Genomic DNA, 26788 nt, shown 5'->3' with positions numbered 1-26788 from the left:
GATATATTATTTTTTTACCAAATTATAGTTAAATATAATTTTTTTGGAATATATTATCCTATTTTCCTTACACATACTCCTTAATTCCTTGTATAGAGACTTGTTTATCATGGATTAAAAATCCCAAACTTTTTCTGCCATTATCTCCCTCTTCTATTTCTACAATTGGCATTTATATATTTCCATCCGGACTCTCTAATCCCATTATAATTACCTTAAGCTCTATTTCTATACTTGTTTGATGAAATTCTCCTTCATTCCATCAGAACACAACATGCCCTGATTGTACTTTCACTACACTCCCCTTCTCCTTACACAATAAGAAGCAGCTGAGACACAGCTGCTTCTTATTGAATTATTCCTGTTGGCTTTTTTCTTTATGTATATAAAACCATTTTTATAGTTTGCAAATTATGCCCTTCAAAATCCTCTTCAAATTGCTCTAAAGTTGCAAAGCCCTTTGCTTCATAAAAGCACTTCCCTTTTTCATTTGCGGCTTCTACATGGATATAAATCTTTCGAACACCTTCTAAAAGGGTAATACCTCTTTGCAATAAAGCTGTGCCAATTCCTTTCCCTTGGTGTCCCGGTAATATATAAATCGCTCCTAATTCCGCTTCATTTTGATATTTAATAGGTAAAAAATTAGCAAACCCAACAATTTGATCCTCTACTTCTGCTACAAATAAGTGTGAATTCTCTAATCTTCTTTTCATCATCTCATCCGAATACGCTTGTTCTAAAAATTTCTCTTGAACTTCCTGCGGAATAATCCCTTTATATGTATCATACCAAGCCACTTTCGCCACTTCTTGTACAGTAGCAATATCCCGTTCGTTCATTTCTCTAATTACATATGTCATCTTGGTGTCTCCGTTCTTTTCAAATTGTATTCTGCTAGTATGTCACAAGAAACTGAATTACCATTTTCATCGTTTACTTTAATTAATTTTAAACTTTTTACAACTGCCTTTTGTGCGCTTAAATCTTTATATACAAATTCCATTACACGGATAAATTGTTCTTTGTCTAAACGGTTTGCAATCGTACAATGCGGTACCCATTTCTCAGGTACATAATACGACTGCGGCTGATCATGAAAATCCGTGAAATGATTATGGAATGATTGATGAAGTTCTAACAATCTTCCCGTTACTATTGGTGCGAGAAAAATAGTTCCATTTGTAGGAAATGTACCAACAGAAGAAAATTCAACTGGAAAGCACTCTATATGTTCTGTAAACTTTTCTAATTTCTCTCCATACAGCTTTAAATCCAAAGTATGATAATCTGCTAATGTAATATGAGGTTCTAAGTCTTCATTATGTCCAATATTTATTCGTTCCTCTCTAATTTCTTTCACGTGCTTTGAAAACCTTTCATCAAATGTAGCAATAACGGCGTACATCTTTGTTCACTCCTTTTCTTCCCTTAATGCTTCCCACTCTTCACGAATCATTCCCATTCGAATAGAATCATAATATATCCCATTATAGTAACGACATTTCCGCATTCTACCTTCTAACTTCATCCCAATTTTTTCTGCAACTTTTATCATTCGCTCATTTCCAGACCACGTCGTTAATCCAACCCTACCAATCTCCATATTCCTAAATAGCAAATCTCTATATAATCGCAAAGCTTCTGTACCATATCCTCCATTCCAATACGCTGGTTCATAAATAGTAATCCCGATTTCTAGCCACCGCGTTGCCTTATACTCCCAATAGAAACCAACTGCTCCAATTATTTTGCCATCAACCTCAATAATGAGTTGAGACAAGGGTTCCTCTTTTAACTTAGATTGTAAATTCCCCTTGTATTCTGGGTACTCTTGCATAGAGAATGGAAAGTATGGTGCATCCCACTTCTTCCACTCAGGTTCTTCGTCCTTATATATTTGTGAATATAACAACTGTATATCTTTCTCTTCTATTTTTCTTACTATCACTTTTTCCCCTTGCATATATATACGTTCCATATTTGCCTCCCGTACTATTAAATCGAATATTAGAATTAAACATATTAATAATATTATATTTATTTTTCGGAAAAACCAAACAATAACAAAGTCATTTATTGTATAATATTGTAAAAAGTTGACGGAGGGATTTGATGCTAAACAAAACATCTCAATTTGTGATAAAACTTTCATCCATCGTTTTATCACTTTTACTACTACTAAATCTACCTTATTTATTTGTCACGCAAAGCGGCTTCACTTTTCAACCAATTATATTTTTTAAACAAATTTTCACTATGTTAAAACAGGTATTCTCTCCTGAATCCCTTGTAGTTTTAACGTCAGACGCAAAGTTTGGTAATGTAAAAGAAGTACCATTATTCCCAACTGTTTTAGAACCTTACTTATATTCATTTATTGTTTTATTCGCGGCTTTTGTTCTTGCACTTTTTCTCTCATCTAGTATGGCATTTTTTTATTTTTTGGCGAAAGATTCTATCAAAAAATGGATTAACAGAGTTATTTTTGTATTAGAAGCGATCCCTGATATGATGATGATGATTTGTTTACAAATATTTTTCATTTGGGTACTTCAGAAATTTGGAGAATCTCCTGTCACAATTATTTCTTTTAATGAAAATCGAGCTTATTTACTTCCTATTTTATCTTTAGCAGTCTTACCTACATTACAAATGTTTCGGATGATGGTGTTATACATAAAAGAAGAACATGAAAAACAATATGTAGAGGTTGCATATGGAAAAGGCCTTTCATCAAGTTATATACTACGCATTCATTTATTCAAAAATATATCTATTCACTTTTTCCATCATTTAAAAACAATCTTTGTTTTCTTGCTTTCTAACTTGTTCGTTTTAGAATTTGTTTTTAATATGAAAGGCATTATTCAATTTTTATTTAGTAAAGCATTCATTTCACCCGCTGCTACATTTATCATACTTATTATGATTATTTTACCTTTTTATATAACCTTTCAAATCATTTCATTCATGATGAATAGATGGCAAAAGCAAATGAAAGGAGAAATTTTATGAAATATATTTGGAAATCAAAACGATTTTTAGTCGGATTCATTTATCTTTTCTCATTAATTATGGCTAGCTTTATTTATACTTTGTTCTTTAAAGATAGTATACCAGAAGCACCTCTGTTACTTTATAATGACAAGAATGAGTTACTTGGCAAGGCACCCTTTCCACCATCTTTAATGCCACCTTTTGGCTCTGACCGTTTCGGAGAATCTATATTTTTACAAGTTTTAGACGGAGCGAAATTTACAATTTTATTCGCTGTTGCAATTAGTTTATTACGCATTTTATTTGGGACGTGTTTAGGTATTCTATTAAGTTTATACGGCGCAAAATGTAAAAGATTTTTCCAGGCATGTTCAGAGGTATTTTATTATATCCCGACTGTATTTATCGCATTTATACTTATCACACCAGTTAACATTGTAATCACGTCAAATGCGGATCGACTAAGCCCAAATATCCCATTTGCACTTTATCAAGCTATTATACTCATTTTTATTGCTCTCCCTACAATTTCGTTATATATTTCATCAGAAGTTGATGAATTTATGCAAAAAGATTATATACTGAGCTCACAATTAATGGGAGCAAGCCGTTTCCATATTATAAAGAAACACTTACGTGTCTTATTGCTCGATCGTATATTCGTTTTATTTATGGAGCATATTGTCCAAACACTCATACTCATGATCCACTTAGCATTACTTAACATTGTGATCGGCGGGGTACAACTGAAAGAAATGGATCAAGGTGAGTTCAAACCCGTTTCACTCTCAAATGATTGGGCAGGTCTTATCGGATTAAATCGTTATGAAATGCATCTTTCATTATGGATTATTTTTTATACACTCATTACATTCTTTATTACAATACTTTTCATTAAACTCATGACAACTGGAATTCAAGACGCACTAAAATCAAGAAATTCCCAAACAGTTATGATACAACCTGTTCAGGATCAAAAAATATATGTAAAAAATAAAGATTCTTTTTCATTTGTTTCTTCAGAAGAACGAAAACAGTCTTCTCTACATTTATAAAAATATGATTAGACGAAACTGCTGTTATATCATTTTTGAGGAATTTATTATGAAATATGTTCAAGAACTATATCAACAATTTCAAGAAGAAATGGGATGGAGTCACAATGATAGACGTAATGAATTTCAGCACAATAAAGAATTTCTCCTATATATTCATATGTTATTGACGACAGAGGTCGCTGAAGTCGCCGAGGAATTTCGGGCACTCTTTTCCAGAACTGAACAACTAAAAAAACAAGGCGTTTCTGAACATGAAACATATGCTCAGGCGAAGGAAGAAATTCGTGAAAATCTTGGTAAAAAGCTTGCTGATTGTCTAGCTTATTTATCCCGCAAAGGCCCGATTGGTTCAACTAATAATCAGTGGGGGATGAGGAAAACCCCCACTGATTAAAGTTTCACTTTATGTAAGTTGGCTAACTTTTTTGATTTTAATTTAGAAGATGAAATACGAATGCGCTCTCAAAGTCTACAAAATAAAAAATAGGAGGATATTTTCCTTCCTATTTTTTAGCTATATACTTTTAATTCCTTCTCTTTCACTTTAAGAAGAAGCCCCTTCTCTATCCAGCCTTCCACACCATCTTTTTTAATTAAATCATATCCCGTACAGCTATCATCAATAAGCGAAACAATATCACCTTTCCTTACACTGATTTGCGCACAAGAAATATCCGTTTTAACAGTATAATTTGCTGCTTCATTTTGCTTTACGTATTCATTTTTAACATATAAGCGTTTCTTTGTTTCTAGTTGTTTACATATTGTAAAATCACCATTTGTTTCAACTGGTACAATATGATAATACGGATACGTGACTCCGCCTTGCATCATTGGTTCTGCATCAAAATCTGCTAATATTTCATATTGCGGAAAATGATCTACATATGTATATGAAAACAAATCTTTAGAAATTGATCTATGAATAATAAATGCATTTAATTGTCCCGCTTCTTTAATCGTATTACCGCCATCAATCGCAATTATTTTCTTATTTTCATCAATAACTGGATTATTAGATGGTGCCTCTTCAGAATAATTGACAACAGGCCAATGCCCAACTATTACATACTTATTTGCACGATGTGATTTAGTAAAAAACTCCGGCATTGCAATCGCATTTTTCCGTTCGGTCTTCTTCCAATCTGCTATATCTTCAAGTCCTGCGTGTACAAAAATATAGTCATCTGTTTCAATAACAGTCGGCAATTCTGTAAGCCACTTTATTTCTATTGAAAAATGACTCGTTAATATATCTTTTACCTCACGAATATCCGTCTCTTCGTTAATATGAAAGCCTAATTGATCAAGCCATTCATTAAATATAGAATGCTTTCTCGTACATAAATAGTTTATTAACCCAGGATTTTCATTTAAGAGAGCATCAACTAAGGCTTCACAATTCCCTTCAATAACATGTACATTTGGATTATGAGCTTCAAGTTCCCTAACATAGTTTACAACACCTATACTATTGCTTCCTTTTTCACAAAGATCACCATTAATGATTAAATAATCCTCTAGACTAAAATTAACTTTGCTTAATAATTTTTTTAAAAGCTCTAATTCTCCATGAATATCAGAAATAACAATAACTCTTCCCTCATTTGAAATAGATATTTTTTTAATTTTATCCACTATAGACGCCCCTTCTATCATTTACAACTTTCTACATATTTAATTATTCCGTTATCATTTCATAAAAACTATTCGACAAAATACCTTACCGTACCTTTTTTACAAATTATTTCTGCTATAACAAAAAAAATAGTAGATTCTATATCTTATTACATTTAGAATCTACTATTTCCTTCTCTATTATAACTCTTTATGAAAAGAATAGCTTACCTTATCATAACCTTCTCTCTCATAAAAACGGTGAGCATCTATACGCGAAAAAGCTGATGTCAGAGCAATACAAGTACAACCCTGTTCTTTTCCCCATTTTTCTATATATGATAGCAATTCTTCACCATACCCTTTCGACCGATGCGCCTCTGCTGTTACAAGATCATATACAAAAACGTGTTTCTTGTTATAAAAGTTCGTACAGACTGCTACACCAGCAAGACTAACTGCTTCACTATCTTCATTACATAAAGAAAACAGTTGGTAATTTTCTTCTTTCATCTGACGAAATAAAGATTGGGCTTCCTCTTTTGTAAGTACAGTTCGTAATTGTTGCAAAACGGGTAATACCTCATCTAGTTGTTCTTCTGTTTTTATTTCCTTAACATCCATCAATAATCTCTCCTAACTATTTATAAAATTTTCTAAATGTTATATCATTAGTATAAATAAAGACTGCCCTTCTCTTAAGTGACAGTTTAATTCTTTTTTATAAGGCCAGTTTTAAAGGAGAACCTATACAATGGATTTAATCATTCCACTGCAATTAGAAAGTCAAACACCTATGTATATACAAATTTATAATTACATGAAACAAGAAATCTTAAAGGGAACGCTTCCTGCCGGAACACGTCTCCCTTCTCACCGAAATTTAGCATTACAACTTGGTATTAGTCGCATTACAGTCGAATCAGCTTATCAACAGTTGTCCGCAGAAGGCTATGTGGAGAGTAAACCAAAGCGTGGTATATTTGTTGTTGAAGTAGATGTAGATGTTATTTCAAATAATCAACAAGCTCCATCTTGTCAAGTTGAAAAAGCACAAAAAAACACGCCCTATTTTGATTGTAGCCAGGGAAATATCGATCAAACAGCCTTTCCACTCTCAAATTGGAAAAGAGCGCTCCAAGAATGTTTACTCCAATATGAAAACGACTTATTTACAAAAGAAGACCCACAAGGAGAACAAATACTCCGCACTCACATTGCAAAATATTTGTATCACGCTCGCGGGGTTCACTGCACACCTAACCAAGTTATTATTGGCGCTGGTACCCAGCCCCTTCTTTGGCTACTAATTCAATTACTTGGAAAGCAAAAAGCATACGCCATAGAAAATCCTGGTTTTCACCGCGTAAAAGCTATTATTGAAAGCTGTGGCCTTCCTATTCACCCGGTTCCATTAGATGAGAATGGAATGAACATTTCATCTCTTAATAATTGCAATGCGAACGTTGCTTACGTTACCCCTTCTCATCAATTCCCATATGGTATGATTATGCCTTTATCGAGACGACTTGAGTTATTAAAATGGGCTAATAATCGCTCAGGCTATATTATTGAAGACGATTATGACGGAGAATTCCGCTACGTCGGAAAACCCATCCCCTCACTGCAAGGACTTGATACAAATGAACATGTGATTTACATGGGAACTTTTTCAAAGTCATTTTTACCTTCCTTAAGAATGGGTTATATCGTTCTTCCTAATCATCTTTTGGAAGCTTATAAAAACTTAGGGGGTATTTTTAAACAAACTGTTTCAAAAATACAACAGCTTGCTCTTGCTAACTTTATTCAAAAAGGAAATTGGGATCGGCACTTAAACCGCGTTCGTACATTATATAAGAAAAAACATCATATATTAGTGAAATCACTTATGAACCAAATGGGCACAAATGTCGATATACTTGGAGATCAATCTGGGCTTCACATTGTGCTCCATGTTCATAACGGTATGAGCGAACGAGAACTCATTCAATCAGCTGCTGAAAAACATGTAAAACTTTACCCTCTATCCATATACGATTCAATAAACAACTTACAAAAAGAAGCTTATGTATTACTAGGCTTTGGAGGGATACCAATCGATACAATCGAAACTGTTGTAACATTATTAAAAGAAGCTTGGTTTACTAAAAAAAGCTGCTTCTCGCAAAAATAATTGCAAGAAGCAGCTTTTTATGTCTAATCATTTGATGGTTGCCCTGAACGAGATGACATCCCTGGGCGTTTCACACCAGTTGTTTCGGTTGAATAAGAAGCTTCAATTATGGCACTTGAATCTACAGAGAGAACGAGATCTTTCATCTTTGGATAAATAAAACGGTTTGTAATACAATAGATAATTCTTTGGTGCTCTCCTAAAAAACCACCTTCTCCATGTAGATACGTAACAGAAAGTTGTAACTCCTTCATAAGAAGTTCACCAATTTCTTTATTTTTACTCGAAATAATCATGACACTCTTGCCTTGATTAATGCCATCTAATATGAAATCTATCATTTTCGTAACAATGTAGAAAATTGCGAGTGAGAACATCGCTTGCTCAATTGAAAACAAAATAGCGACAAATACAAAAATAACAGCATTTACAGCAAGTAAAAATGTACTAATCGGCACTTTAAAATGTTTGTTCATCCAGACCGCTAACATTTCTGACCCGTCAATTGCACCGCCCATCTTTACAACAATCCCAACACCAATTCCAAATAATACTCCTCCATACAATACAATTAGTAATTCAGACGTTGTAATCGCTGGAAATGGCTTCAAATAAATTAATCCGAGAGTTGTTACAACATTTGCATAAGACGTACGAATAAAGAATTTTTTCCCCATTACTTTTGCAGTAAATAATAAAATAGGAATGTTAAGTCCTAAAAACACACCGTACAGTGGCAATCCAGCAACTTTATTTGCCATAATAGAGATAGCTGTTACCCCACCGTCTACTAGTCCATTGGGTGCCAAAATCAACTCCAATGAGCCAGCTACAATAATCGATCCAATTGTTAATAACACATATTCAAATATTTTTTTCATTGATTACCCCCAAAACAGATATATTTTCTTAGTATTATCATACCGAAAATTCTCTATTTTTGCAAAGAAACGGCTATATTTACACAAATTCGACACTTTTTTGGAAATATATATATTCTATTTCTAAATCATATATAATTATTTTATCGAATTTCTAGAAAAAGGAGTTTTTTTCATGTTACAAAAGTTATTCAACTCCCCTATCTTATCTGTAGACACATTACACCCAGGTTATGAAGATCATGCAAGTGACGTCTGGCTCGTAAAAACAGAAACAGAAGAAGTCATCGTTCGATCTTCTAAAATGAAAACTGAGCCAAACAATGATTTTTGGTGGGGATGTAAACACTTATTTGGAATTGATCCAAGAAATGTGCATACGCTAGAAACGATACATACGCAGCTACAACAGTATACAACACTCCCGATTCCAACAGTATTACGAAAACATAGGTTAGAGCGAGAATATGTTGTTGTTGAAAAGTTAAACGGTCAAGTACTCAAATCATTTATAAGACAACCAGAGTCTATCTTATATAGCCTTGGAAAAGGCTTAGCTCAAATCCATCAATATAAAGCAAATTATATTGGGAATCCATCTGGAACTTTTCAAATTCCACTTTATAAGTTTCAACAACATATAACCGATGTGAGTAAACAACTTGTAGGGATGTTTCACTCTAATAATTCAAAAATACACGACTCATTCGAAATTTTTCAATCACAACTTTATGCGCTACCGGCACCAAAAGAAACGACTCTTATTTTAATTGATATGGACCCAACTCAATTTTTAACAAATGGTATAGAGATTACTGGATTAGTTGATACTGAGGCTTACGTGGTTGCACCAAGAGAACTTGATTTTATCGGATTAGAATATATATTTACAGAAAAGGAGGCTAACGCTTTCCGGAAAGGTTACGAGACAATTATGCCTATCCCTAATTTAGAACAATACAGAGCACCATACCGATATTTATATCGATTATTATCCGTTCAAGGAAATGTGGACTTAGAGGAATGGTTACAACATCCTTCCTTTTTCTAAAATACTCTTAAGGAGATTACGATATGCAGATTCGAAAAAAGAAAGGATTATCAATGACTAAAATTCATCATATTATGAATTCAGCTCATATTTGCAAACGATATGATGGCGTCGATTCCCCATCAGACTTATACGTCGATATTCTTAAGAAGCGAAAAAAACAGCTAAACATTGATTTAATAACAACAAAAAAAGCTGAATCGAAATAAAATGATTCAGCTCTTTCCTCAATTATTTTTTCTTAATATATTCACAACAGCAGTCGTTTCATCATTTTCTTTATATACGCGCGGAATTCTTCGATCTAACATACAAGTCACTTCATAGTTAATTGTCCCTAACATATCGGCGATTTCTTCTACAGGAATTTCTTCCTCACCTTGTTTACCGTAGAACACTACTTCATCTCCTACATGTACAGGCATTGCGTTTGTAACATCTAACATTAACTGGTCCATACAAACGCGACCAAGAACTGGCACACGAACTCCATTAATTAACGCATGTCCTTTATTAGACAATTGACGATTATATCCATCTGCATATCCAATTGGAACAGTAGCAATCCATTCTTCACCTGTTGCTACATACGTGTTCCCATAGCTTACACCACGATTTTTTTTTGCATGTTTGATATGAGCTACTTTTGATTTTAATGACAATGCTGGTTGCAATGACACAACAGTATGGTCTACTTCTTTCGAAGGATACATACCGTAAATCCCGATTCCAACACGAACCATATTTTGAAATGTGTTACTAAGTTCCATTGATCCAGCACTGTTGGAACTGTGTATATATGGTAGATGAATTCCCATTTCTTTTGCTGTAGTAACAGCTTTCTCAAATAAATTCGTTTGCATATTTGTGTACGTTTTATCTATTTCATCAGCTGTAGAATAATGTGTAAAAACACCTTCCACTTTTATATACTTCATGTTTTTTAGTTCTTCCAAAAATGGCGCTACTTCTTCTTCCTGCAAACCAATGCGGCTCATTCCTGTATCGATCTTCAATTGAATACGCGCTTTCTTTCCTAATCGCTGCGCTACTTCATCAATACCTTTTAAATCTTCTATTCTATATACCGTCATCATAATATCATATTCAATAGCATCTTTAGCAGCGTCTATAGGAGTATACCCTAAAATTAATATCGGTACAGAAATTCCAGCCTCGCGCAATTCAATACCTTCATCTACAAAAGCAACAGCGAGTTGATTGATTCCTGCCTCAATCGCTGCTTTCGCAACCTCAACCGCTCCGTGTCCATATGCATTTGCTTTTACCGCTGCCATCATTGTCATATTTTCATCGTTCACACGTTTTTTAAATTCTCTCACATTATGTTTTATAGCATCTAAATTCACTTCAACAATTGTATCTCTTCCATATCTCAAACTCATCGGTCTAAACTCCTAACTCAATAATTGCTTTCCATTCTATTTCTCGTTCATTATGACCTTTTACAATATAATACTTTTCCATTTCCTAGTCAAACTACTGGAATTTTCGGAATTTTAAGTATGTTGCAATACTCCTAAGACACTATTATATATGGAGATGAGAAGAATTACAATGTTTGTTCAGGCTGCGTTGCATCAACTGAAAGTTGATGTTAAGTCTCTATTAATGCTTTCATTACCCGTTCATCATTAGAAGCCATGCCATTCATTGTAAATTCCTCTGTAAAATAAGAAACACCATAACCATTTAACTCAGCAAAAGTTGTGATATCATGAACTATTTCTCTCGAAAGCACTGATTTATGTATAACTGCAACATTACATTTTATATGTGCACCATTCGCAGAAATAAACGTTTCAACACCTAACTCTTTAAATTCTAAGCATAAATTGTAAGGTCTTCCTGTTGTAACTACTACTTTAATACCTTTATCAATTACTCTCCGTATAGCTTCTTTCGTACTTGCATGCATACTTCTATCAATTTCACTTAATAAAGTGCCATCAACATCAAAAAAGACAACTTTATACATATTATCTCTTCTCTCCTATTAACAAATTTCTTTATACTAATACGATTGTAAACATAATTTTCTGTCATATCAAAATAAAAAAGCAATTCTTCATTTATCATAAAGAATTACTTTTACTCAAAAACACTATTTTTCTTCCACACTACCTTTCGCCTTTCCTCCAACACCCCAATGGGAACCCGGAATCTCATTTACTAGTACACGTACACGCTCAACATCCACATCTAAACTCTTTGCAACTGCATCTGTAACATTCGAAATGAGATTTTGAATCTGCTGCTGCTTTCTACCTTCAATAACTTGAATTTGTATAATGGGCATACTCATCTCTCACTTTACTATTTATTCACAAAACATTGATACGCTACCTAAACCTTCAAACTGCGCAACAATAGCGTCACCAGCTTTAAAAGCAATTGCTTCAGATAATGCCCCGCTTAGTACAATATCCCCTTTTTTCAATCCTTCATTTTGTAATCCAAGCTTATTTACCGCCCAGGCAATTGCAGTCGCTGGATGCCCAAGCACAGCTGCTCCTGTTCCAGTTGTAGCCACTTTACCGTTTTTCGACATAACCATTCCAATATTAGCTAGGTCTATTTCCTTAGCATCCATCCATTTACTCCCCAATAAAAACTTTGAAGATGAACAATTATCCGCGATTACATCAGGCAACGTAAATTTAAAATTCAAATAACGACTATCAATAATTTCCAAAGCTGGTGTAATATATTTCGTTGCCTTTAATACATCAGCTGCTGTAACGTTAGTGCCTTGTAAATCCTCCCCTATTAAAAAAGCAATCTCTGGTTCTACTTTTGGATGAATCAATGTTTCATACTGCACTGGTTCCCACTCAAAAGCTAACATATCATCTAATAAATAACCGTAAATCGCTTCCTCAATCCCCATCATTTGTTGCTTCGCTTTACTTGTTAATCCAAGCTTTACACCAACTCGTTTGGATCCCTCTTTTACCTTTTGTTCAATTAATCGTTTTTGTAATATGTAAGCATCTTCTACTGTTAAATCCGGATGCTGATCCGTTACCTTTATCACTTCTTTTCGTTCTCTCTCTGCCTGAAGTAAATATTCAATAATCTCTGAATCTGCGCCTTTAACTAAAGCCATATTTTACACCCCGTTTTTATCTTCGCTAATTCAGCTGCTACATCTAAAATCATATCTTCTTGCCCACCAACTACTTTTCGTCTGCCAAGTTCTATTAAAATATCACGAGCATCTACACCAAATTTACGAGCAGCTCTCTCGGCATGTAGTAAAAAGCTTGAATAGACACCGGCATATCCCATGACAAGACTACCTTTTTGAATTTCTTGTGGTCCTGGTAACAGCGGAGCAACAATATCTTCTGCCAAGTCCATCATTTTATATAAATCTATATCTAGCTTATATCCCATGCGATCCAGTACAGCTAACAATACCTCTGTTTGCGCATTCCCTGCTCCTGCTCCAAGACAGCGAACACTTCCATCAATACGAGTTGCTCCTTCTTCAATTGCAGCAATTGTATTTGCTACTGCAACAGAAAGATTATTATGACCATGAAAGCCAATTTCAATATTTAAAGATTGACGTAATGCCTGAATTCGTTCCCTTACTTCATGCGGTAATAAAGCTCCCGCTGAATCTGTTACATAAACCGCTTGTGCCCCGTAACTTTCCATAAACCTTGCTTGTTCTACTAATTTCTCAACTGGTGCCGAATGCGCCATCATTAAAAATCCGCACACTTCCATACCTAACTCCCGCGCAAAATGAATATGTTGTGCAGAAACATCCGCTTCCGTTACATGAGTTGCTACACGAACAAGCCTTGCTCCAACGCTTTTTGCTTGTTTTAATTCATGGATAGTACCAATACCAGGAATTAGTAAGACAGCTACCTTTGCCTGTTTACATTCTTCGACTGCCGCTTCAATGAGTTTCATTTCATCTACTAACGATCTTCCATATTGCAGCGTAGAACCACCTAATCCATCTCCATGACTGACTTCAATATAATGCATACCAGCCTCATCTAACGACCCGGCTACAGACCTAACTTGTTCCTCAGTAAATTGGTGCCTCATTACATGACTTCCATCACGCAAACAAACTTCCGTTATTTTAATTGGCATGTCACTATTTCGTTTCATTCATCACACCTCGCTTCTGCTCTTCTATTATTCGGGATGCAAATTCTTCACCAACTTTTAATGCGGCTGCTGTCATAATATCTAAATTACCAGCGTAAGGAGGAAAGTAATCCCCAGCTCCTTCTACCTCTAAAAATACAGTCACACGGTTCCCGTCAAACATCGGTTCTTGTTTTAAAGCATATCCTGGAACATACGATTTCACTACTTCAACCATCTTGTAGATTGCTTCACTAATTGATAATTCATCCATATGTTTGACTTCACAATATACAGTGTCCCTCATTAAAATCGGAGGATCAGCAGGATTTAATATAATAAGCGCTTTTCCGTAGTCCGCTCCCCCAACTTCTTCGATCCCACGCTTTGTTGTAATCGTAAATTCATCGATATTTGCCCGCGTACCTGGCCCTGCACTTAAACTCGAAATGGTAGCAACTATTTCCGCATATGTAACGTCCGCTATTTCGTTAATAGCATGGACAATTGGAATTGTTGCTTGCCCGCCACATGTAATCATGTTGACGTTTCGTGCCTCTACATCATTATCGTCTTGTATAGCTGGACAAACAAATGGTCCACATGCCGCTGGTGTCAAATCTATCACTAACTTCCCTAACTCTCTTAATACGTCCGCATGATACATATGAGCTTTAGCTGAAGTAGCATCAAATATAATATCTGCTATGCTAGGATTCTCAATAATTGCTTGAATACCATTATCAAAAATCTCATATCCTTCTTCCTTTGCTCGCTTTAACCCGTCTGATTCAGAATCTATCCCTATCATAGCAGCCATTTCAATGACTTCACTTTTTTTTGCTTTATACATTAAATCCGTACCGATATTTCCAGAGCCTATAATAGCCGCCTTCACTTTTCCCACATATATTCCCCTCCTTTTCAAACAACCATAGAACTATACAAATTTAATAGAAACCGAACCAAGTGATCCAAAGTCAGCTTGAATAACATCATTACATTCAACCGAAACAGCTCCTGATAATGCACCTGGTAAAATTAATTCCCCAGCTTTCAATGAAATTTGAAATTCACTAAGTTTATTCGCTAACCAAGCAACAGCTTGCGCAGGATGCCCTAATGCTGCCGCCCCTGCTCCAGTAGCAATTAAACTATTGTTTTTATAGAGTGTCATTCCAGCTGTACGCAAATCTACTTCAGACACATTAGAAAACTTATCACCAACAACTACTCTCGCAGAAGAGCCATTATCTGCTACTGTATCGGCAAGCTTAATCTTCCAATCTGCAATACGACTATCAATAATTTCAAGTGTAGGTACAATATATTTCGTTGCCATTAACACATCTACATATGTAATATTCGGGCCACTCAAATCCTCTGCTAAAATAAATCCAATTTCCGCTTCTACTTTTGGAGATACAAACGAATCTACAGCTATTACACTTCCACTTTCTACTTTCATATCATCTAGCAAATGTCCGTAATCCGGTTCATCCACTCCAAGCATTTGCTGCATTACATCACTCGTAAGCCCGACTTTCTTCCCAATCACTGTGCGTCCTTGTTTTAACTTTTGTCCAACTACTTCGAGTTGAATGTTATACGAATCTGAAACGGATAGATTTGGATACCTTTCCGTAAAAGGAGAAATTGGTCTACACGTTTGTTCTGCCTGTAATAGTTCATCTGCTAATTCCTTTATTAACACTTGCATATATCTCACCTCATTTTTAGAATCTATATTTAGAACCCATCAACGGAAATACCATTCCGCTGATGGAAGTTTCACTTTATAATTTCATCGTAACTGTCTTTGCTTCTGTATAAAATTCAAAACTATGGCGTCCACCTTCTCGGCCAATACCACTTGCCTTAGAACCACCAAATGGAGTACGTAAATCTCGTACATACCAACAATTAATCCATAATAAGCCCGAATCAATTTGCGAAACAACTCGCTGTGCTCTTCTAAGATCATTTGTCCAAACAACTCCTGCTAAACCATAAATAGAATCATTTGCGATACGAATTGCATCTTCTTCTGTCTTAAATGGTATAACAACTAAAACTGGACCAAAAATCTCTTCTTGAGCTACACGCATACAATTATCAACATCATATAGTACAGTTGGTTCATAGAAGTTTCCTTGTGCTAAACTTTCAATTCTTTTTCCACCATGTGCTAATTTCGCTCCTTCTGAAAGACCTATTTGTACGTATTGATCAACTGTTTCCAAATGTGATTTTGAAACAAGCGCTCCCATATCTGTATCTTCATCAAGAGGATCTCCTACTTTTATCTTTTTCACAGCTGTTACAAATTTCTCTAGAAACTGTTCATATATGCTTTCTTGTACAAGTAATCTTGAACCAGCTAAGCAAATTTCTCCCTGATTCCGATAAATTGCTTCAATCGATCCTTGTACCGCTTCATCTAAGTCAGCATCTTCAAATACAATATTTGCTGATTTTCCACCTAATTCTAACGACACTGGTATTAAGTTTTCTGAGGCATTCCGCATAATCGTTTTCCCTGTATTACTTTCTCCAACAAATGAAATACGTCTTACAGAGGGGTGCGTCGTCATTTTCGTTCCTACCGTACTTCCTGGTCCAGTAATAATATTGAGTACACCTGGAGGTAGCCCAGCCTCATTCGCAATTTCACCAAGTATAACCGCACTTAACGGCGTGTAAGATGCTGGTTTCACAACTACTGTATTACCAGCGGCTAGCGCAGCTGACGCCTTCCATGTCATCTGCATAAATGGTAAATTCCAAGGAATAATTAAGCTTGTTACCCCTGCTGGTGCATATTTTGCATACGACATAAAGTTATGTTTATCATAATGTTCATGTACCATATACTTTGCCATCTCAGCGAAGAAACGAAAATTATGGGCAGAACGTGGAATATCAAAGCCACGGCTTTCTTTTATTGGTTTTCCGACATCAAGCGTCTCTATATACGCTAATTCATCTACCTTTTCCATGATCAAATCTGACATTTTGCATAAAATAGCTGAGCGTTCTTCCACAGGCATTTTACTCCATATGCCGCTTGTAAATGTGCGCCCTGCCACGTCTATTGCTCGCTTAGCATCCTCTTCACTTGCTTGCGCAACAGAGGCAAGTCTGCTATTTGTTGATGGATTAAATGTATCGAACGTTTCGCCGGACATCGCATCGACATATTGACCATCAATAAATAACTTCGCATCTTTTACTTTTATTTTTTCAGCTAATAGTTCTTTATTCATATTCTTGCCTCCTACTCTTCAATTTCTAAAACCATCTCGATTTCAATTGTTGTGTTATTCGGCAATTGAGCCATTCCAACAGCGGAACGAGCATGTTTCCCCTTTTCTCCAAAAACATCTACTAATAAATCAGATGCCCCATTCATCACCTTTGGTTGATCAATAAAATCTTCCGTACTGTTTACAAAGCCAAGTAACTTTACAACTCGTTTCACCTTACTTAAATCACCTAATTCATTCTTTACCACACTTAATAAGTTCAACATCGACTGTCTTGCTGCCTTATATCCGTCTTCTATCGATATATCCTTACCTAATTTCCCATGGTACTGGTCAACACCTTGTCCAGCAGTAAATAATAAATTTCCAACCCGCACACATCCAACATAATTCCCCACCGCTGGACGAATAGCTGGTAACGTAAGTCCCATTTCATTTAATTTACTCTCTGGTGTTTGTACTTTCTGCATATACTACACCTCTTCTTTTCATATCAATATTTAAGAAGCTCGCTGCATTTCCACCAAGCATCGCTTCCTTTTGTTCCTCCGATAGCTCAGGCGTCTCGTCAATTACTTTACCTGGATGAATTTCTCGTAGTAAAAATGGATAATCCGATCCCATAAAAATCTTTTCATGCCCAAATCGTTCAATCATGTATTTAAGGTTAATAGGATCATAGTTTAAAGAATCAAAATAAAATTTCTTTGCATAATGGCTAGGAGGATATGTAGTTAATCTTAGATGCGGCCATACTTGCCATCCTTGATCTAATCGCGGCAAAATATATGGAAAAGAACCACCACCATGAGCAAAACAAATCTTTAATCCAGGAAACTTTTCCATCATGCCGCTCCAGATAAGTGTAGCTGCTGCAAGAGCCGTTTCACTTGGCATCCCAACGGTATACATAAAATTATGATGCGGCATTCTATCTCGTCCTAACGTTTCCCATGGGTGAATAAAAATTGGAACCTGCCATTTTTCAGCCATTCGGAAAAATTCAATAAATGAAGAGTCATCTAAATTTTTTCCATTTACATTCGTTCCAATTTCGATTCCATGTAAATTTAATTCCTTTATGCATCGCTCCATCTCACGAACTGCAGTTTCTCCATCTTGCATCGGCACTGTCCCCAATCCAACGAAACGATCTGGATATGCCGAGACTGTTTCCGCAATAAAATCATTTTGAATACGCGCCATCGCTTCAGCTTCTTCTGGTTTTGCCCAATAAGAAAATGTAACAGGGATCGGTGATAATACTTGTATATCAACACCTTCGCGGTTCATATCTTCAATTCTTTTCTCCGGACACCATACTTGATCTGTCACATCGCGAAAGTTTTTCCCTCCAACCATAATGGCAGCACCACATGTACAAGTGCGATTTAATATCGGCCACCGGTCACCACCAAACTTCTCTTCAAAATCCGGAAATGTTTCAGGAATAATATGTGTATGAAAATCTATTCGCACTTCCATTCCTCCACTTCTTCTGGCATAATATATCCACAGTTTTTACACGCTCGAATTTCCTTATTTGAATTAAAGCTATGAATTGCTTCTTTCACTTGTTTTTCAATATCGCTTAATTGCACTCGTACGCGATGCATTTCATGGTTACATTCGTCGCAGAACCAAACAAAATCCTCAAGCTCTCCTTGATTACGCTTCCTTTCAATTACTAATCCAAATGTGTCTGCGACGCGATGTGGTGAGTGTGGTACCATAGCTGGCAACATAAACACGTCACCTTCTTTCACTGTAACGACTTCACGTTTTCCTTCTTCCGTAATACATTCCACATAGCATTCACCTTTTATTTGATAAAAGAATTCATCTGAAGGATCCACATGGAAATCACGTCTTCTATTTGGTCCTCCTAAAATCATGGCAATAAACTCTGAATCTTGCCAAATCACCTTGTTATTCACCGGTGGTTTCAATAGTTCTTTATTTTCATCAATCCATTTTAGTAAATTAAAAGATTGTAATGTTTTTGACATGCTTTTTCCTCCTTATAATTCACTTATAGTGTTTTAATAGGCCATCCTAATAAGGAATGAGACCTTTGTAATTCTCCTTGAAACAAATGATTTCGGATCCTCGTTGAAGAAATTCGTTCCCCATCTTCACAACAAATCTCTTCAACGATAGAAACTGCAAAATATTTCATCAGTAGCTCTATATCACCCTCGCGATTTTTTCCAAATCGAAAGTCTTCTCCTACATAAATTCCAGCTGGACATAGCCTTTGTAACTCTTGAATAAAGTGACTAGCCGTTCTCGTTACATACGATTCATCAAAACGATTCACAACTACATGTTCAACACCAAGGTCTTGAAATCGATTTAATTTCTCATCAATTGATGTTAATACTTCAGCTCCCTGAAAATAAGTACGTGGTGGTGGATCAAATGTATACACGACATTTGTAATTTTCAATTCTTTAGATTTCTCCACCGCGTTTCTAATAACAGTTTGATGTCCTTTATGAACACCATCAAAAGCCCCAATGGAAACAATCGATTTTATTAATTTTGGTACATAATTATCATGTATATAAATGATTTTCACCTCTCTTTTTTAATCGGTGTCAAATATCTAAATAGCCAAATTCCTTTGAAATCAAATTTGCAGTATGCATCACACTTCGAATCATCACTTGGCGATTGCTTCCTTGCATATACGTGACTGGACCAACTATATTAAGAGCCGCAATCGTTCTTCCAGTGTAAGAACGGATAGGAGCTGCAATACCATATAAACCATGCTCGTTTTCGTTATCACTTATGGAATATCCTTGCTTACGAATTGTCTGTAGCTCCTTTTGAAATTTCTTCATACAGGTAATTGTATTTGGTGCCCTAGGCAAAAGCGCATGCTCTGAAGTGTACTCTAAAGAAGAAGGGTTAAATGAAAGAAGTACTTTTCCCGTACTTGTACAATATGCAGGCTTTCTAGATCCAACATGAGTTGAAATTTGAACTGAATCCTTTGATGAAACTTTCAAAATAAATACAACGTCTCCTCGATCAAACATACCAATATGTACTGTTCCATTAAATTTCTTCACAAGTTCCTCTACAATGGGAATTGCCCCACTATAAATCTCTTGTTGGAACATCACTTGATTGCCCCACTCTAACAATTTCCAACCCAATCGATATTTTCTTTGCTCATCTTGAATAAGCATCCCTTCTTCACATAATGTACGAACAAGATGGTGAACTGTACTCGGATTCATATTTAATCTCGCTGCAATTTCAGAGTTTCCTAATACTGGTTCATCACTCGTGAAACAATTTAGAATTTTGCAAATTTTACTGATAGAAGCGATCAAAATAACTTACCTCCCCTATTCCAGTTACATATTTTCAGGTTCATATATAGCTAAACATATAAGAAGATTTACATCCTAACAGTAAAATTCTTGTTATCTATTTGTAGCTCCTTCCTTTTTCACCCAAAATGTAAGCGTGAACATTTTTGAGTTTAACTTAATGCACTTTCAGACGAACTTGTTTGCAAAGCATTATTCACAAGAGAAAGAGATTGCTGCTTTTTATACGCGTTATAAAACATCCCCATTTTTCGAACTGGATCACCAGAATAATAACGCTCATATTGTAATAAACGTTGTCCAAAAGCTTCACCACATAAATCCCAAGCGAGTTTAAATAAGCGCACACGTTCCTCAGAAGATATCCCTTCACGCCCAATATAATATTTATGCATATCATCTTGAATCTCTGGATTCATAAAATCAGCACCCGTTGGTGACATCAACAGTCCACCAGCACCAATGGTTTGAATAATTTCAATAGCTCGTGGATACATTTTTGGTAATAAACTACGTATTGTATCAAGCGGTAATCTCGCAGGAACAGCTTCGCCATATGCATTCGTTTCATACTCATATTCTGCTACTTGTAAGAGAGCACGAATTGTTTCTACATCTTGCATAAGTTCCGCTAACTGATTTTGTACATTTAAAAAACCATCTACTCCAATTGAATCTGCTAGCTTTATAGCTATTTCAGCTGCAAAAGAAAGTTTCACTAGGCCTCTTACTCCCGATTGGTGCGCAGGCTGATGTCCAATTCCAGTTTTCGGATACAGTTGATTTCCAGCTTCTACACTTTGATAAATGAATACTTTGTCCCAAGGGATGAATACATTATGAAAAACAAGTAATGCATCCATTTCTTCAAACCTTGAAGCCAGTGGATGATCAAACAAAGAACGTTTGCCATCTTGCATTGGCTCGCGACAAAGAATCCTTAATCCTGGTGCATCAATTGGAACTGCAAAAGAAATCGCATGACGCTCATCACCTGGTTTAAAACTTGGATAGGAGTAAATGATTACTTCATCTGTAATTGGAGCAAGTGTTGCTAGCATTTTCGCGCCACTTACATACATTCCTTCCTCCGTTTCTTTCACCACACCTAAGTGCATCGTTGCATCTTCTTGCTGATGTGAAGCTTTACTTCGATCATTTTGTGGATTGATAATCGCATGTGTTAAAAACAAATCTTGATCACGTATATGTTTATAATAATTTTTTATATTTTTTCCCCATTCAGGATCGAACTTTTCAAAAAACCAAGAGTTACTTGCCATTGAAGTGACTGTAACATTTAAAAAGTCTGGCGTTCTTCCCATTAAACCAAACGTCGCTTTTGCCCACACCTCAAATAATTCCCGACGCGCTTTTAAATCCTCATAATTTCTTGGTACTAAAAATGCATTGGAAATCCGTTCTCCTGTCTCTTCACATATATGGGTAATTTTGTCCTGACACTCTGGATCATGTTGCATATCATACAATTTAGCAATTTGTAAAATCGGTTCCCGAAAAACATCTTCATTTACAACATCCGTTACTCTTCTTCCACCAATCCAAATTTCAGGATTTCTCGCCTTTAATCCTTCAATATACTGAGCCCCTGTTCGAATCGCCATTTTTACCCCTCCAATATATACATTTTGAAGTTTATTATACAAATAAGTTTAGAAATTCTAGTCACTCTTTTTAATTGACAGAATTATTAATTATTATAAACCAATCTCTACTCGAAACGACTGCCTTATTTCACATTATGAAATTCCAGTAAAATTTTTAAGGGACATATAAAAAAGGAACAGTTTCCTGTCCCTCTCTTACATCATTCATTCACCTTCTCTGCATCCCAATAATATTTACTAAACGCTTCTGTCAAAACACCAATTGTGTTATACAGTTCTTCCAAATTATTATCAACACCACCAACTTCAATAAGCATTGCGTTTTGAGATAAATCTTGATTATAAACCCCATTTCCGTCCTTTTTATATTTCGGGAAAATCCCTCTACTTAATCCGTAATAATTTTCATCTAAATATGAATTTATTGCTCTTGCAATCTTTTCATTATGGGAACGTCCTTTATTCTCCATTCCAATAATAAAATATAGTCTCGCATAAGATTTCCCATTAATCACTTTTGTCGTAACATTCTTCCGCTGATCATCCCTGTGAATATCAATTGGAAACATAATTTTATCATTTTGCGCTAATGCTTCTTTTACATATCCATGAGATGCGGTATATGCTTGATACCATTTCCATTTCTTATTCGCTAATAAATCCCCCATGTTTGTTTTATCATGAAGAACAGGTATTCCCTGTCCTTCCAACTGTTCTTTTAGACGTTCGCCTAAAAGCGAGACATTTACATCAGGACTTGATGGATTTTCCGCTCCAGGTAACAATGGATAGAAAGATTCCCAACTATGCGTGTGATAAATATATACGGCGCTCTCACCTTTTACATTGTTTTTATTTTTTTGTACAGGATTCTTTTTACCTGCTTCTGTGACTTTATCTTTTGCCACTTCTCGCTCTTTCGTTATCTCTTCAATCGGGACACTCGATTCATTCGGAATGTTTGTATAGTCCGTTCCTTCTCCAGCTACGATAATATGAGAATAGTACTTTGACATCCCTGGCACTTCTTTCCCAACAAACGTTCTTAAATCTTGTATTTTAAGATCCGTCGCAATAGAAAATAACACATTCCCAATTGATTCTCGTTTATTCGTTTTAAAATAATCCGATGCAAAATAGCGATTTTCACTCTCAAACATTTGCACAAAACCTTGCATCGAAACTTTACCAAACCACTGACTCGCATAATACGATTTCATTGTATGTAAAAGTGAAGTTACAATAGACGCCACTACTATCACTACAAATACATATGATAAGATTAAAAATGGGAATTTCTTTCCATGTATACGAGTTGCATACTTTTTCAATGTATCACCCTCTTTATACATGGGTATGTACAAGCTTTATATAATATACATTTTCACTAGACTTGTTACATTTAATATAACCGCTAAAAAGAGTAGTAACGCAAATACCCTTTTATTTGATAGATATGCGTTAATAGAACTTATAGAAAAACAAGCGATATACAGCCAATGTAACCAAACAGAATAATTTAAGTATGTATGAAAAATAATATCTTTCATCACCCAGCACCAAATCAATGTAAATGCTACAGTTCCGCAGATTTCCAAAACTTTCAAAGTTCGGTTCACTCCATCACCTCCTAAACAAAAAAGAGAAATGGCAGCCCATTTCTCTTTCTCGTTGCTATTGTTCTTTCGGTGTATCAGAAGAAGGCAATTTTTTCGCTTGTTTTTCTTTAAAAATTTCTCCAATTGCACCAAGTGTACCAAGTGTTTCAATTGCATTTGATGGAATGAAGACTTTATTGGCAGGTCCTTTTGCAACCTCGGCCAATGACTCAAATGATTTATAAGCAAGAACGCGTTCATCTAAGTCAGCTTCACGTATTAATTCAATACGGTTTTGTTCTGCTTTCGCAATCGTTTCAATCGCTCTTGCTTCCCCTTGTGCTTCCAGCTCTTTTGCTTCTCGTATACCTTCGGCTTCGCGAATACGCGCTTCTTTATCCCCTTCAGCCATCAAGATTTTACTTTGTTTTTCCCCTTCAGCTCGAAGGACTTTATCTTGTTTCGCTGCTTCTGCTTCTAAAATAATTGCACGCTTATTACGCTCTGCTTTCATTTGTTTTTCCATTGCTGCTTGCACATCTTTTGGCGGATTAATATCCACTACTTCTACACGTTCAATACGAACGCCCCATTTTTCTGTCGCTTCATCGAGTGCTAAACGAATTTCTGTTGAAATCTTTTCACGTCCTGATAACGTTTCATCCAGTTCCATCTTACCAATAATTTGACGCATTGTTGCAGATGTAATATTACGAACACCATATTCATAATTTGAAATACCGTATGTTGCAAGTTCCGGTTCCACGATTTGATAGAAAATAATCGTATCAATTTCTACTTGTACGTTATCTTTCGTAATCACTTTTTGCGGCGGTACATTTGTTTGTTGAATACGTAAATCATGATAAACACGAACACGATCTACAATAGGAATTAAAATGTTTAAACCCGGATGCATGATGCGTTGGAATTTACCAAATCTTTCAATAACTGCCACCTTTTGTTGTGAAATGATTTTAATTGTTAATGCTACAAATACAACAACAATTAATGCAAAAATAATCGTTAATGTTAATGCTACCATTTTTATTCACTCTCCCTTTTCACATGTAAAACAGTGCTGCTCCTCTTTATAACAATAACTTTTTCTCCAGCGGAAATGGGAACATCTGAAATCGCAGTCCAAGTATCTCCATCCACTTTCACAATTCCATTCTCTCCAGTTGTAATCGCTTGCACGATAATTCCTTGTTTGCCAGTCAGTTTATCGACAGTATCAGTAAACCCCTTCGCCTCTCGAAAATTTTTAGAGATTCGTTTCGTAAAGAAAGTTAATGTTAAACTTACAATCGCCCCTACAACAACTTGTAGGAATAGCGCTTCTGGGGCAAATAGTGCAATTAGACCTCCGACAACCGCTCCAATTCCAAGCCATAACATGTAAAAGGTAATCGATAACATTTCTGCGATAAATAAAATACCAGCTATAATAAACCAAATTACCCATCCAGCCATATGCAACCCTCACTTTCTTTTTTATTTTCTATATGTATATGAAAAAAAGAATTGTTTATCACGTCCTCCTCATGAATACAGGACGTTTCAACGGAAGCTACTATACATATTCACTGCTACAATGAGTATTGCTAAAATAGTATATTAATATATTCTTTATTATACATGAAAATCCCTGTATAAAAGTTACAAAAAATAAAATTATTTCAAAACTCTATTCATCAGATTATAATGAATATAAATAAAAATTAATTATCATTTGGATGGAGGTACTAATATTGCACCAACAATCATTGTCTTTTTACTGGTTTTCCAAAATGTGCATCACTCTCGCTGATGTTATGTATGTAATGATTCTTACTACTCATATTTATATAACGACCAAATCTGCTACCATTACTGCTCTTTTTCCATTACTAGGAGTCATCGCTAGTTTTATTGCAAGTATATCTGCACCACTTTTAATGAACCGTTTCCGATCTTATTCCTTACTTTTTACATTACAAGGGATTAGGACTTTCCTTTTGATTCTTTTAACCGCACTATTTCCCTTACTATCATCTAACATCACTGCCCTTCTTATTTTTATTATTCTCATTTCATTATGTGGGGGCTGGAGTTCTCCTTTATTATACGCTGTTATTCCACGCCTCACCTCACAAGAAAAATTAGTAAAAGTTAATAGTGTCTTTTCCTTTTCAACACAAATTGTTCAAGCAGCTGCTTATTCGTTCACTAGTTTAGTTGTCCTTTTCATTGGAGCTACTTCTACACTTATGATAAACAACATATTAATGATTTTGGGATGTATTGCATTATACATTTCATTGCGCACTATACAAGTTGAACAAACAACAGAAAAGTCAGCTTCTAAATTTGCTACTTTAATAGAGGGTTGGAAACTATTATTCCAACATCCACCTCTCCGTACAGTGATATATATGGATTTAATCGAAACATTTGCTGGAACGATTTGGATTGGGGGCATTACGATGGCGTATGTAACAACCGCTCTTCATAAAGGAGAAGAATGGTGGGGCTATATTAATACAAGCTACTATATCGGAACATTAATTGGGGGATTATTAGCATGGCGAATAAGTACGTATATTCAAAATAACTTAATACGCTCAATGGCTTTAGGATCACTTCTATTTAGTGTGCTCACTTTCTTATATGGCATAACAAGCAACGGATTTATTGCACTGCTCCTTTGCATTCTAATGGGACCTGCTTATCAAATTAGGGATATTTCTCAAACAACCGTTTTACAATCAAGCATGCCACCACCTCTATTATCAAAAATATATACAGCTCACGGCACACTTATTTCGGCTGTTTCCGGAATTTCTATGCTAAGCGTCGGTATTATTACCGATATGTTCGGTGTCCTGACAATATATATCATTGCTGCTTTTCTCATTTTATGCTCTGCTTGTTTATCTTTTATTTTGTTAAAACATACGAAGCAGCAAGAAAAGGATGTTTCTCTTTGATTACACATTCAAGGAAAATAAAAAAACGTCTTAGACGAACAAAATCTGTCTAAAACG

At 35.5% G+C, this 26788-nt stretch carries 30 protein-coding genes and 1 pseudogene; 7 read left to right on the top strand and 24 right to left on the bottom strand.

Annotation, left to right across the window (positions count from 1 at the left end; translation table 11 throughout):
* Nucleotides 1-377 precede the first annotated feature (377 nt).
* Genes LOK41_RS05685 through LOK41_RS05675 form a run of 3 tightly spaced genes read right to left on the bottom strand, consistent with a single transcriptional unit; the run spans nt 378 to nt 1981 of the window.
* Complete coding sequence (locus LOK41_RS05685) at nt 378-863, bottom strand: GNAT family N-acetyltransferase (protein ID WP_241815637.1); 486 nt, start codon at nt 861-863, stop codon at nt 378-380.
* A complete protein-coding gene (locus LOK41_RS05680) occupies nt 860-1408 on the bottom strand; it encodes a 2'-5' RNA ligase family protein (RefSeq protein WP_241815636.1) in 549 nt (182 codons plus the stop codon). Before LOK41_RS05680 ends, LOK41_RS05685 begins: the two co-directional genes overlap by 4 nt.
* A gap of 6 nt (nt 1409-1414) precedes the next feature.
* A complete protein-coding gene (locus LOK41_RS05675) occupies nt 1415-1981 on the bottom strand; it encodes a GNAT family N-acetyltransferase (protein ID WP_241815635.1) in 567 nt (188 codons plus the stop codon).
* Between the two features lie 134 nt (nt 1982-2115).
* Between LOK41_RS05675 and LOK41_RS05670 the strand changes: the two genes are divergently transcribed.
* Genes LOK41_RS05670 through LOK41_RS05660 form a run of 3 tightly spaced genes read left to right on the top strand, consistent with a single transcriptional unit; the run spans nt 2116 to nt 4452 of the window.
* Nucleotides 2116-3018: an ABC transporter permease subunit gene (locus tag LOK41_RS05670; RefSeq protein ID WP_241815634.1), complete on the top strand. Its 903-nt coding sequence runs from the start codon at nt 2116-2118 to the stop codon at nt 3016-3018.
* On the top strand, nt 3015-4055 hold the full coding sequence (locus LOK41_RS05665; protein ID WP_241815633.1) for an ABC transporter permease: 1041 nt from the start codon (nt 3015-3017) through the stop codon (nt 4053-4055). The genes LOK41_RS05670 and LOK41_RS05665 overlap by 4 nt, the downstream gene beginning before the upstream one ends.
* A gap of 49 nt (nt 4056-4104) precedes the next feature.
* Entirely contained in the window at nt 4105-4452 is a 348-nt protein-coding gene (locus LOK41_RS05660; protein ID WP_241815632.1) for a MazG-like family protein, read from the top strand.
* A 116-nt stretch (nt 4453-4568) separates the two neighbouring features.
* On the opposite strand, the gene LOK41_RS05655 is transcribed toward LOK41_RS05660, so the two are convergent.
* Together LOK41_RS05655 and LOK41_RS05650 are read right to left on the bottom strand one after the other, a co-directional pair.
* On the bottom strand, nt 4569-5696 hold the full coding sequence (locus LOK41_RS05655; RefSeq protein ID WP_241815631.1) for a metallophosphoesterase: 1128 nt from the start codon (nt 5694-5696) through the stop codon (nt 4569-4571).
* A 180-nt stretch (nt 5697-5876) separates the two neighbouring features.
* Nucleotides 5877-6299 (bottom strand): GNAT family N-acetyltransferase, encoded by a 423-nt coding sequence (locus tag LOK41_RS05650; protein WP_241815630.1) that lies wholly within the window; start codon nt 6297-6299, stop codon nt 5877-5879.
* Nucleotides 6300-6429: 130 nt separating this feature from the next.
* Between LOK41_RS05650 and pdxR the strand changes: the two genes are divergently transcribed.
* Nucleotides 6430-7851 carry a MocR-like pyridoxine biosynthesis transcription factor PdxR gene (pdxR, locus tag LOK41_RS05645; protein WP_241815629.1) on the top strand — a complete coding sequence of 474 codons (1422 nt, stop codon included), beginning with the start codon at nt 6430-6432 and terminating at the stop codon, nt 7849-7851.
* A 23-nt stretch (nt 7852-7874) separates the two neighbouring features.
* Here the strand turns inward: pdxR and LOK41_RS05640 are convergent, their stop codons facing one another.
* Nucleotides 7875-8732, bottom strand: coding sequence for a YitT family protein (locus LOK41_RS05640; RefSeq protein WP_174102142.1), 858 nt, complete (start codon nt 8730-8732; stop codon nt 7875-7877).
* A gap of 175 nt (nt 8733-8907) precedes the next feature.
* Here LOK41_RS05640 and LOK41_RS05635 point away from each other — a divergent pair, with 175 nt between their 5' ends.
* Both LOK41_RS05635 and LOK41_RS05630 read left to right on the top strand, forming a co-directional pair.
* A complete protein-coding gene (locus tag LOK41_RS05635; RefSeq protein WP_241815628.1) occupies nt 8908-9783 on the top strand; it encodes a phosphotransferase in 876 nt (291 codons plus the stop codon).
* A gap of 23 nt (nt 9784-9806) precedes the next feature.
* Entirely contained in the window at nt 9807-9992 is a 186-nt protein-coding gene (locus LOK41_RS05630) for a hypothetical protein (protein ID WP_241815627.1), read from the top strand.
* 18 nt (nt 9993-10010) lie between these two features.
* Here LOK41_RS05630 and alr read toward each other — a convergent pair whose 3' ends face one another.
* From alr to LOK41_RS05540, 18 genes and pseudogenes are all read right to left on the bottom strand, one after another.
* A complete protein-coding gene (alr, locus tag LOK41_RS05625; protein WP_241815626.1) occupies nt 10011-11189 on the bottom strand; it encodes an alanine racemase in 1179 nt (392 codons plus the stop codon).
* Nucleotides 11190-11404: 215 nt separating this feature from the next.
* A pseudogene (locus tag LOK41_RS05620) lies at nt 11405-11782 on the bottom strand (HAD hydrolase family protein); the annotation flags it as partial.
* Nucleotides 11783-11908: 126 nt separating this feature from the next.
* Nucleotides 11909-12103, bottom strand: a complete 195-nt coding sequence (locus LOK41_RS05615; protein ID WP_241815625.1) for a 4-oxalocrotonate tautomerase — start codon at nt 12101-12103, stop codon at nt 11909-11911.
* Between the two features lie 21 nt (nt 12104-12124).
* Complete coding sequence (locus tag LOK41_RS05610; protein ID WP_241815624.1) at nt 12125-12913, bottom strand: 2-keto-4-pentenoate hydratase; 789 nt, start codon at nt 12911-12913, stop codon at nt 12125-12127.
* Nucleotides 12904-13941, bottom strand: a complete 1038-nt coding sequence (gene dmpG / locus LOK41_RS05605) for a 4-hydroxy-2-oxovalerate aldolase (protein ID WP_241815623.1) — start codon at nt 13939-13941, stop codon at nt 12904-12906. Before dmpG ends, LOK41_RS05610 begins: the two co-directional genes overlap by 10 nt.
* Complete coding sequence (locus LOK41_RS05600; RefSeq protein WP_241815622.1) at nt 13928-14827, bottom strand: acetaldehyde dehydrogenase (acetylating); 900 nt, start codon at nt 14825-14827, stop codon at nt 13928-13930. Before LOK41_RS05600 ends, dmpG begins: the two co-directional genes overlap by 14 nt.
* A gap of 33 nt (nt 14828-14860) precedes the next feature.
* The gene (locus tag LOK41_RS05595; RefSeq protein ID WP_241815621.1) at nt 14861-15640 is read right to left on the bottom strand and encodes a 2-keto-4-pentenoate hydratase; all 780 of its coding nucleotides are present in this window, start codon (nt 15638-15640) and stop codon (nt 14861-14863) included.
* A gap of 76 nt (nt 15641-15716) precedes the next feature.
* Nucleotides 15717-17186 carry an aldehyde dehydrogenase gene (locus LOK41_RS05590; protein ID WP_241815620.1) on the bottom strand — a complete coding sequence of 490 codons (1470 nt, stop codon included), beginning with the start codon at nt 17184-17186 and terminating at the stop codon, nt 15717-15719.
* An 11-nt stretch (nt 17187-17197) separates the two neighbouring features.
* The gene (locus tag LOK41_RS05585) at nt 17198-17656 is read right to left on the bottom strand and encodes a RidA family protein (protein WP_241815619.1); all 459 of its coding nucleotides are present in this window, start codon (nt 17654-17656) and stop codon (nt 17198-17200) included.
* On the bottom strand, nt 17628-18671 hold the full coding sequence (locus LOK41_RS05580; protein WP_241815618.1) for an amidohydrolase family protein: 1044 nt from the start codon (nt 18669-18671) through the stop codon (nt 17628-17630). The genes LOK41_RS05585 and LOK41_RS05580 overlap by 29 nt, the downstream gene beginning before the upstream one ends.
* Nucleotides 18656-19195: a 3-hydroxyanthranilate 3,4-dioxygenase gene (gene nbaC, locus LOK41_RS05575; protein ID WP_241815617.1), complete on the bottom strand. Its 540-nt coding sequence runs from the start codon at nt 19193-19195 to the stop codon at nt 18656-18658. The genes LOK41_RS05580 and nbaC overlap by 16 nt, the downstream gene beginning before the upstream one ends.
* Before the next feature lie 23 nt (nt 19196-19218).
* The gene (locus tag LOK41_RS05570) at nt 19219-19767 is read right to left on the bottom strand and encodes an FAD synthetase family protein (protein WP_241815616.1); all 549 of its coding nucleotides are present in this window, start codon (nt 19765-19767) and stop codon (nt 19219-19221) included.
* 19 nt (nt 19768-19786) lie between these two features.
* Nucleotides 19787-20533 (bottom strand): IclR family transcriptional regulator, encoded by a 747-nt coding sequence (locus LOK41_RS05565; RefSeq protein ID WP_241815615.1) that lies wholly within the window; start codon nt 20531-20533, stop codon nt 19787-19789.
* Between the two features lie 152 nt (nt 20534-20685).
* Nucleotides 20686-22158: a 4-hydroxyphenylacetate 3-hydroxylase family protein gene (locus tag LOK41_RS05560; RefSeq protein WP_241815614.1), complete on the bottom strand. Its 1473-nt coding sequence runs from the start codon at nt 22156-22158 to the stop codon at nt 20686-20688.
* A gap of 203 nt (nt 22159-22361) precedes the next feature.
* Entirely contained in the window at nt 22362-23513 is a 1152-nt protein-coding gene (spoIIP, locus tag LOK41_RS05555) for a stage II sporulation protein P (RefSeq protein WP_241815613.1), read from the bottom strand.
* Nucleotides 23514-23528: 15 nt separating this feature from the next.
* On the bottom strand, nt 23529-23780 hold the full coding sequence (locus tag LOK41_RS05550; RefSeq protein ID WP_241815612.1) for a hypothetical protein: 252 nt from the start codon (nt 23778-23780) through the stop codon (nt 23529-23531).
* A 55-nt stretch (nt 23781-23835) separates the two neighbouring features.
* Nucleotides 23836-24804, bottom strand: coding sequence for an SPFH domain-containing protein (locus LOK41_RS05545; protein ID WP_241815611.1), 969 nt, complete (start codon nt 24802-24804; stop codon nt 23836-23838).
* Between the two features lie 2 nt (nt 24805-24806).
* Nucleotides 24807-25235 carry an NfeD family protein gene (locus LOK41_RS05540; RefSeq protein WP_241815610.1) on the bottom strand — a complete coding sequence of 143 codons (429 nt, stop codon included), beginning with the start codon at nt 25233-25235 and terminating at the stop codon, nt 24807-24809.
* 263 nt (nt 25236-25498) lie between these two features.
* On the opposite strand from LOK41_RS05540, the gene LOK41_RS05535 reads away from it, so the two are divergent.
* Entirely contained in the window at nt 25499-26731 is a 1233-nt protein-coding gene (locus LOK41_RS05535; protein ID WP_481748795.1) for an MFS transporter, read from the top strand.
* The last annotated feature ends 57 nt before the right edge of the window (nt 26732-26788 follow it).

It is taken from the genome of Bacillus sp. TL12, from assembly GCF_022625245.1.
GTDB lineage: Bacteria > Bacillota > Bacilli > Bacillales > Bacillaceae_G > Bacillus_A.
Note: the sequence above shows the minus strand (reverse complement) of the source record. Positions and strands in the feature narration are given on the sequence as shown.

Bases quoted from the DNA above. Each gene is read 5' to 3' on its own strand.
- LOK41_RS05685 (WP_241815637.1), bottom strand. From the start codon at position 863: ATGACATATGTAATTAGAGAAATGAACGAACGGGATATTGCTACTGTA.
- LOK41_RS05680 (WP_241815636.1), bottom strand. From the start codon at position 1,408: ATGTACGCCGTTATTGCTACATTTGATGAAAGGTTTTCAAAGCACGTG.
- LOK41_RS05675 (WP_241815635.1), bottom strand. From the start codon at position 1,981: ATGGAACGTATATATATGCAAGGGGAAAAAGTGATAGTAAGAAAAATA.
- LOK41_RS05670 (WP_241815634.1), top strand. From the start codon at position 2,116: ATGCTAAACAAAACATCTCAATTTGTGATAAAACTTTCATCCATCGTT.
- LOK41_RS05665 (WP_241815633.1), top strand. From the start codon at position 3,015: ATGAAATATATTTGGAAATCAAAACGATTTTTAGTCGGATTCATTTAT.
- LOK41_RS05660 (WP_241815632.1), top strand. From the start codon at position 4,105: ATGAAATATGTTCAAGAACTATATCAACAATTTCAAGAAGAAATGGGA.
- LOK41_RS05650 (WP_241815630.1), bottom strand. From the start codon at position 6,299: ATGGATGTTAAGGAAATAAAAACAGAAGAACAACTAGATGAGGTATTA.
- pdxR (WP_241815629.1), top strand. From the start codon at position 6,430: ATGGATTTAATCATTCCACTGCAATTAGAAAGTCAAACACCTATGTAT.
- LOK41_RS05640 (WP_174102142.1), bottom strand. From the start codon at position 8,732: ATGAAAAAAATATTTGAATATGTGTTATTAACAATTGGATCGATTATT.
- LOK41_RS05635 (WP_241815628.1), top strand. From the start codon at position 8,908: ATGTTACAAAAGTTATTCAACTCCCCTATCTTATCTGTAGACACATTA.
- LOK41_RS05630 (WP_241815627.1), top strand. From the start codon at position 9,807: ATGCAGATTCGAAAAAAGAAAGGATTATCAATGACTAAAATTCATCAT.
- alr (WP_241815626.1), bottom strand. From the start codon at position 11,189: ATGAGTTTGAGATATGGAAGAGATACAATTGTTGAAGTGAATTTAGAT.
- LOK41_RS05615 (WP_241815625.1), bottom strand. From the start codon at position 12,103: ATGCCCATTATACAAATTCAAGTTATTGAAGGTAGAAAGCAGCAGCAG.
- LOK41_RS05610 (WP_241815624.1), bottom strand. From the start codon at position 12,913: ATGGCTTTAGTTAAAGGCGCAGATTCAGAGATTATTGAATATTTACTT.
- dmpG (WP_241815623.1), bottom strand. From the start codon at position 13,941: ATGAAACGAAATAGTGACATGCCAATTAAAATAACGGAAGTTTGTTTG.
- LOK41_RS05595 (WP_241815621.1), bottom strand. From the start codon at position 15,640: ATGCAAGTGTTAATAAAGGAATTAGCAGATGAACTATTACAGGCAGAA.
- LOK41_RS05590 (WP_241815620.1), bottom strand. From the start codon at position 17,186: ATGAATAAAGAACTATTAGCTGAAAAAATAAAAGTAAAAGATGCGAAG.
- LOK41_RS05585 (WP_241815619.1), bottom strand. From the start codon at position 17,656: ATGCAGAAAGTACAAACACCAGAGAGTAAATTAAATGAAATGGGACTT.
- LOK41_RS05580 (WP_241815618.1), bottom strand. From the start codon at position 18,671: ATGGAAGTGCGAATAGATTTTCATACACATATTATTCCTGAAACATTT.
- nbaC (WP_241815617.1), bottom strand. From the start codon at position 19,195: ATGTCAAAAACATTACAATCTTTTAATTTACTAAAATGGATTGATGAA.
- LOK41_RS05560 (WP_241815614.1), bottom strand. From the start codon at position 22,158: ATGGCGATTCGAACAGGGGCTCAGTATATTGAAGGATTAAAGGCGAGA.
- spoIIP (WP_241815613.1), bottom strand. From the start codon at position 23,513: ATGTATAAAGAGGGTGATACATTGAAAAAGTATGCAACTCGTATACAT.
- LOK41_RS05545 (WP_241815611.1), bottom strand. From the start codon at position 24,804: ATGGTAGCATTAACATTAACGATTATTTTTGCATTAATTGTTGTTGTA.
- LOK41_RS05540 (WP_241815610.1), bottom strand. From the start codon at position 25,235: ATGGCTGGATGGGTAATTTGGTTTATTATAGCTGGTATTTTATTTATC.
- LOK41_RS05535 (WP_481748795.1), top strand. From the start codon at position 25,499: ATGGAGGTACTAATATTGCACCAACAATCATTGTCTTTTTACTGGTTT.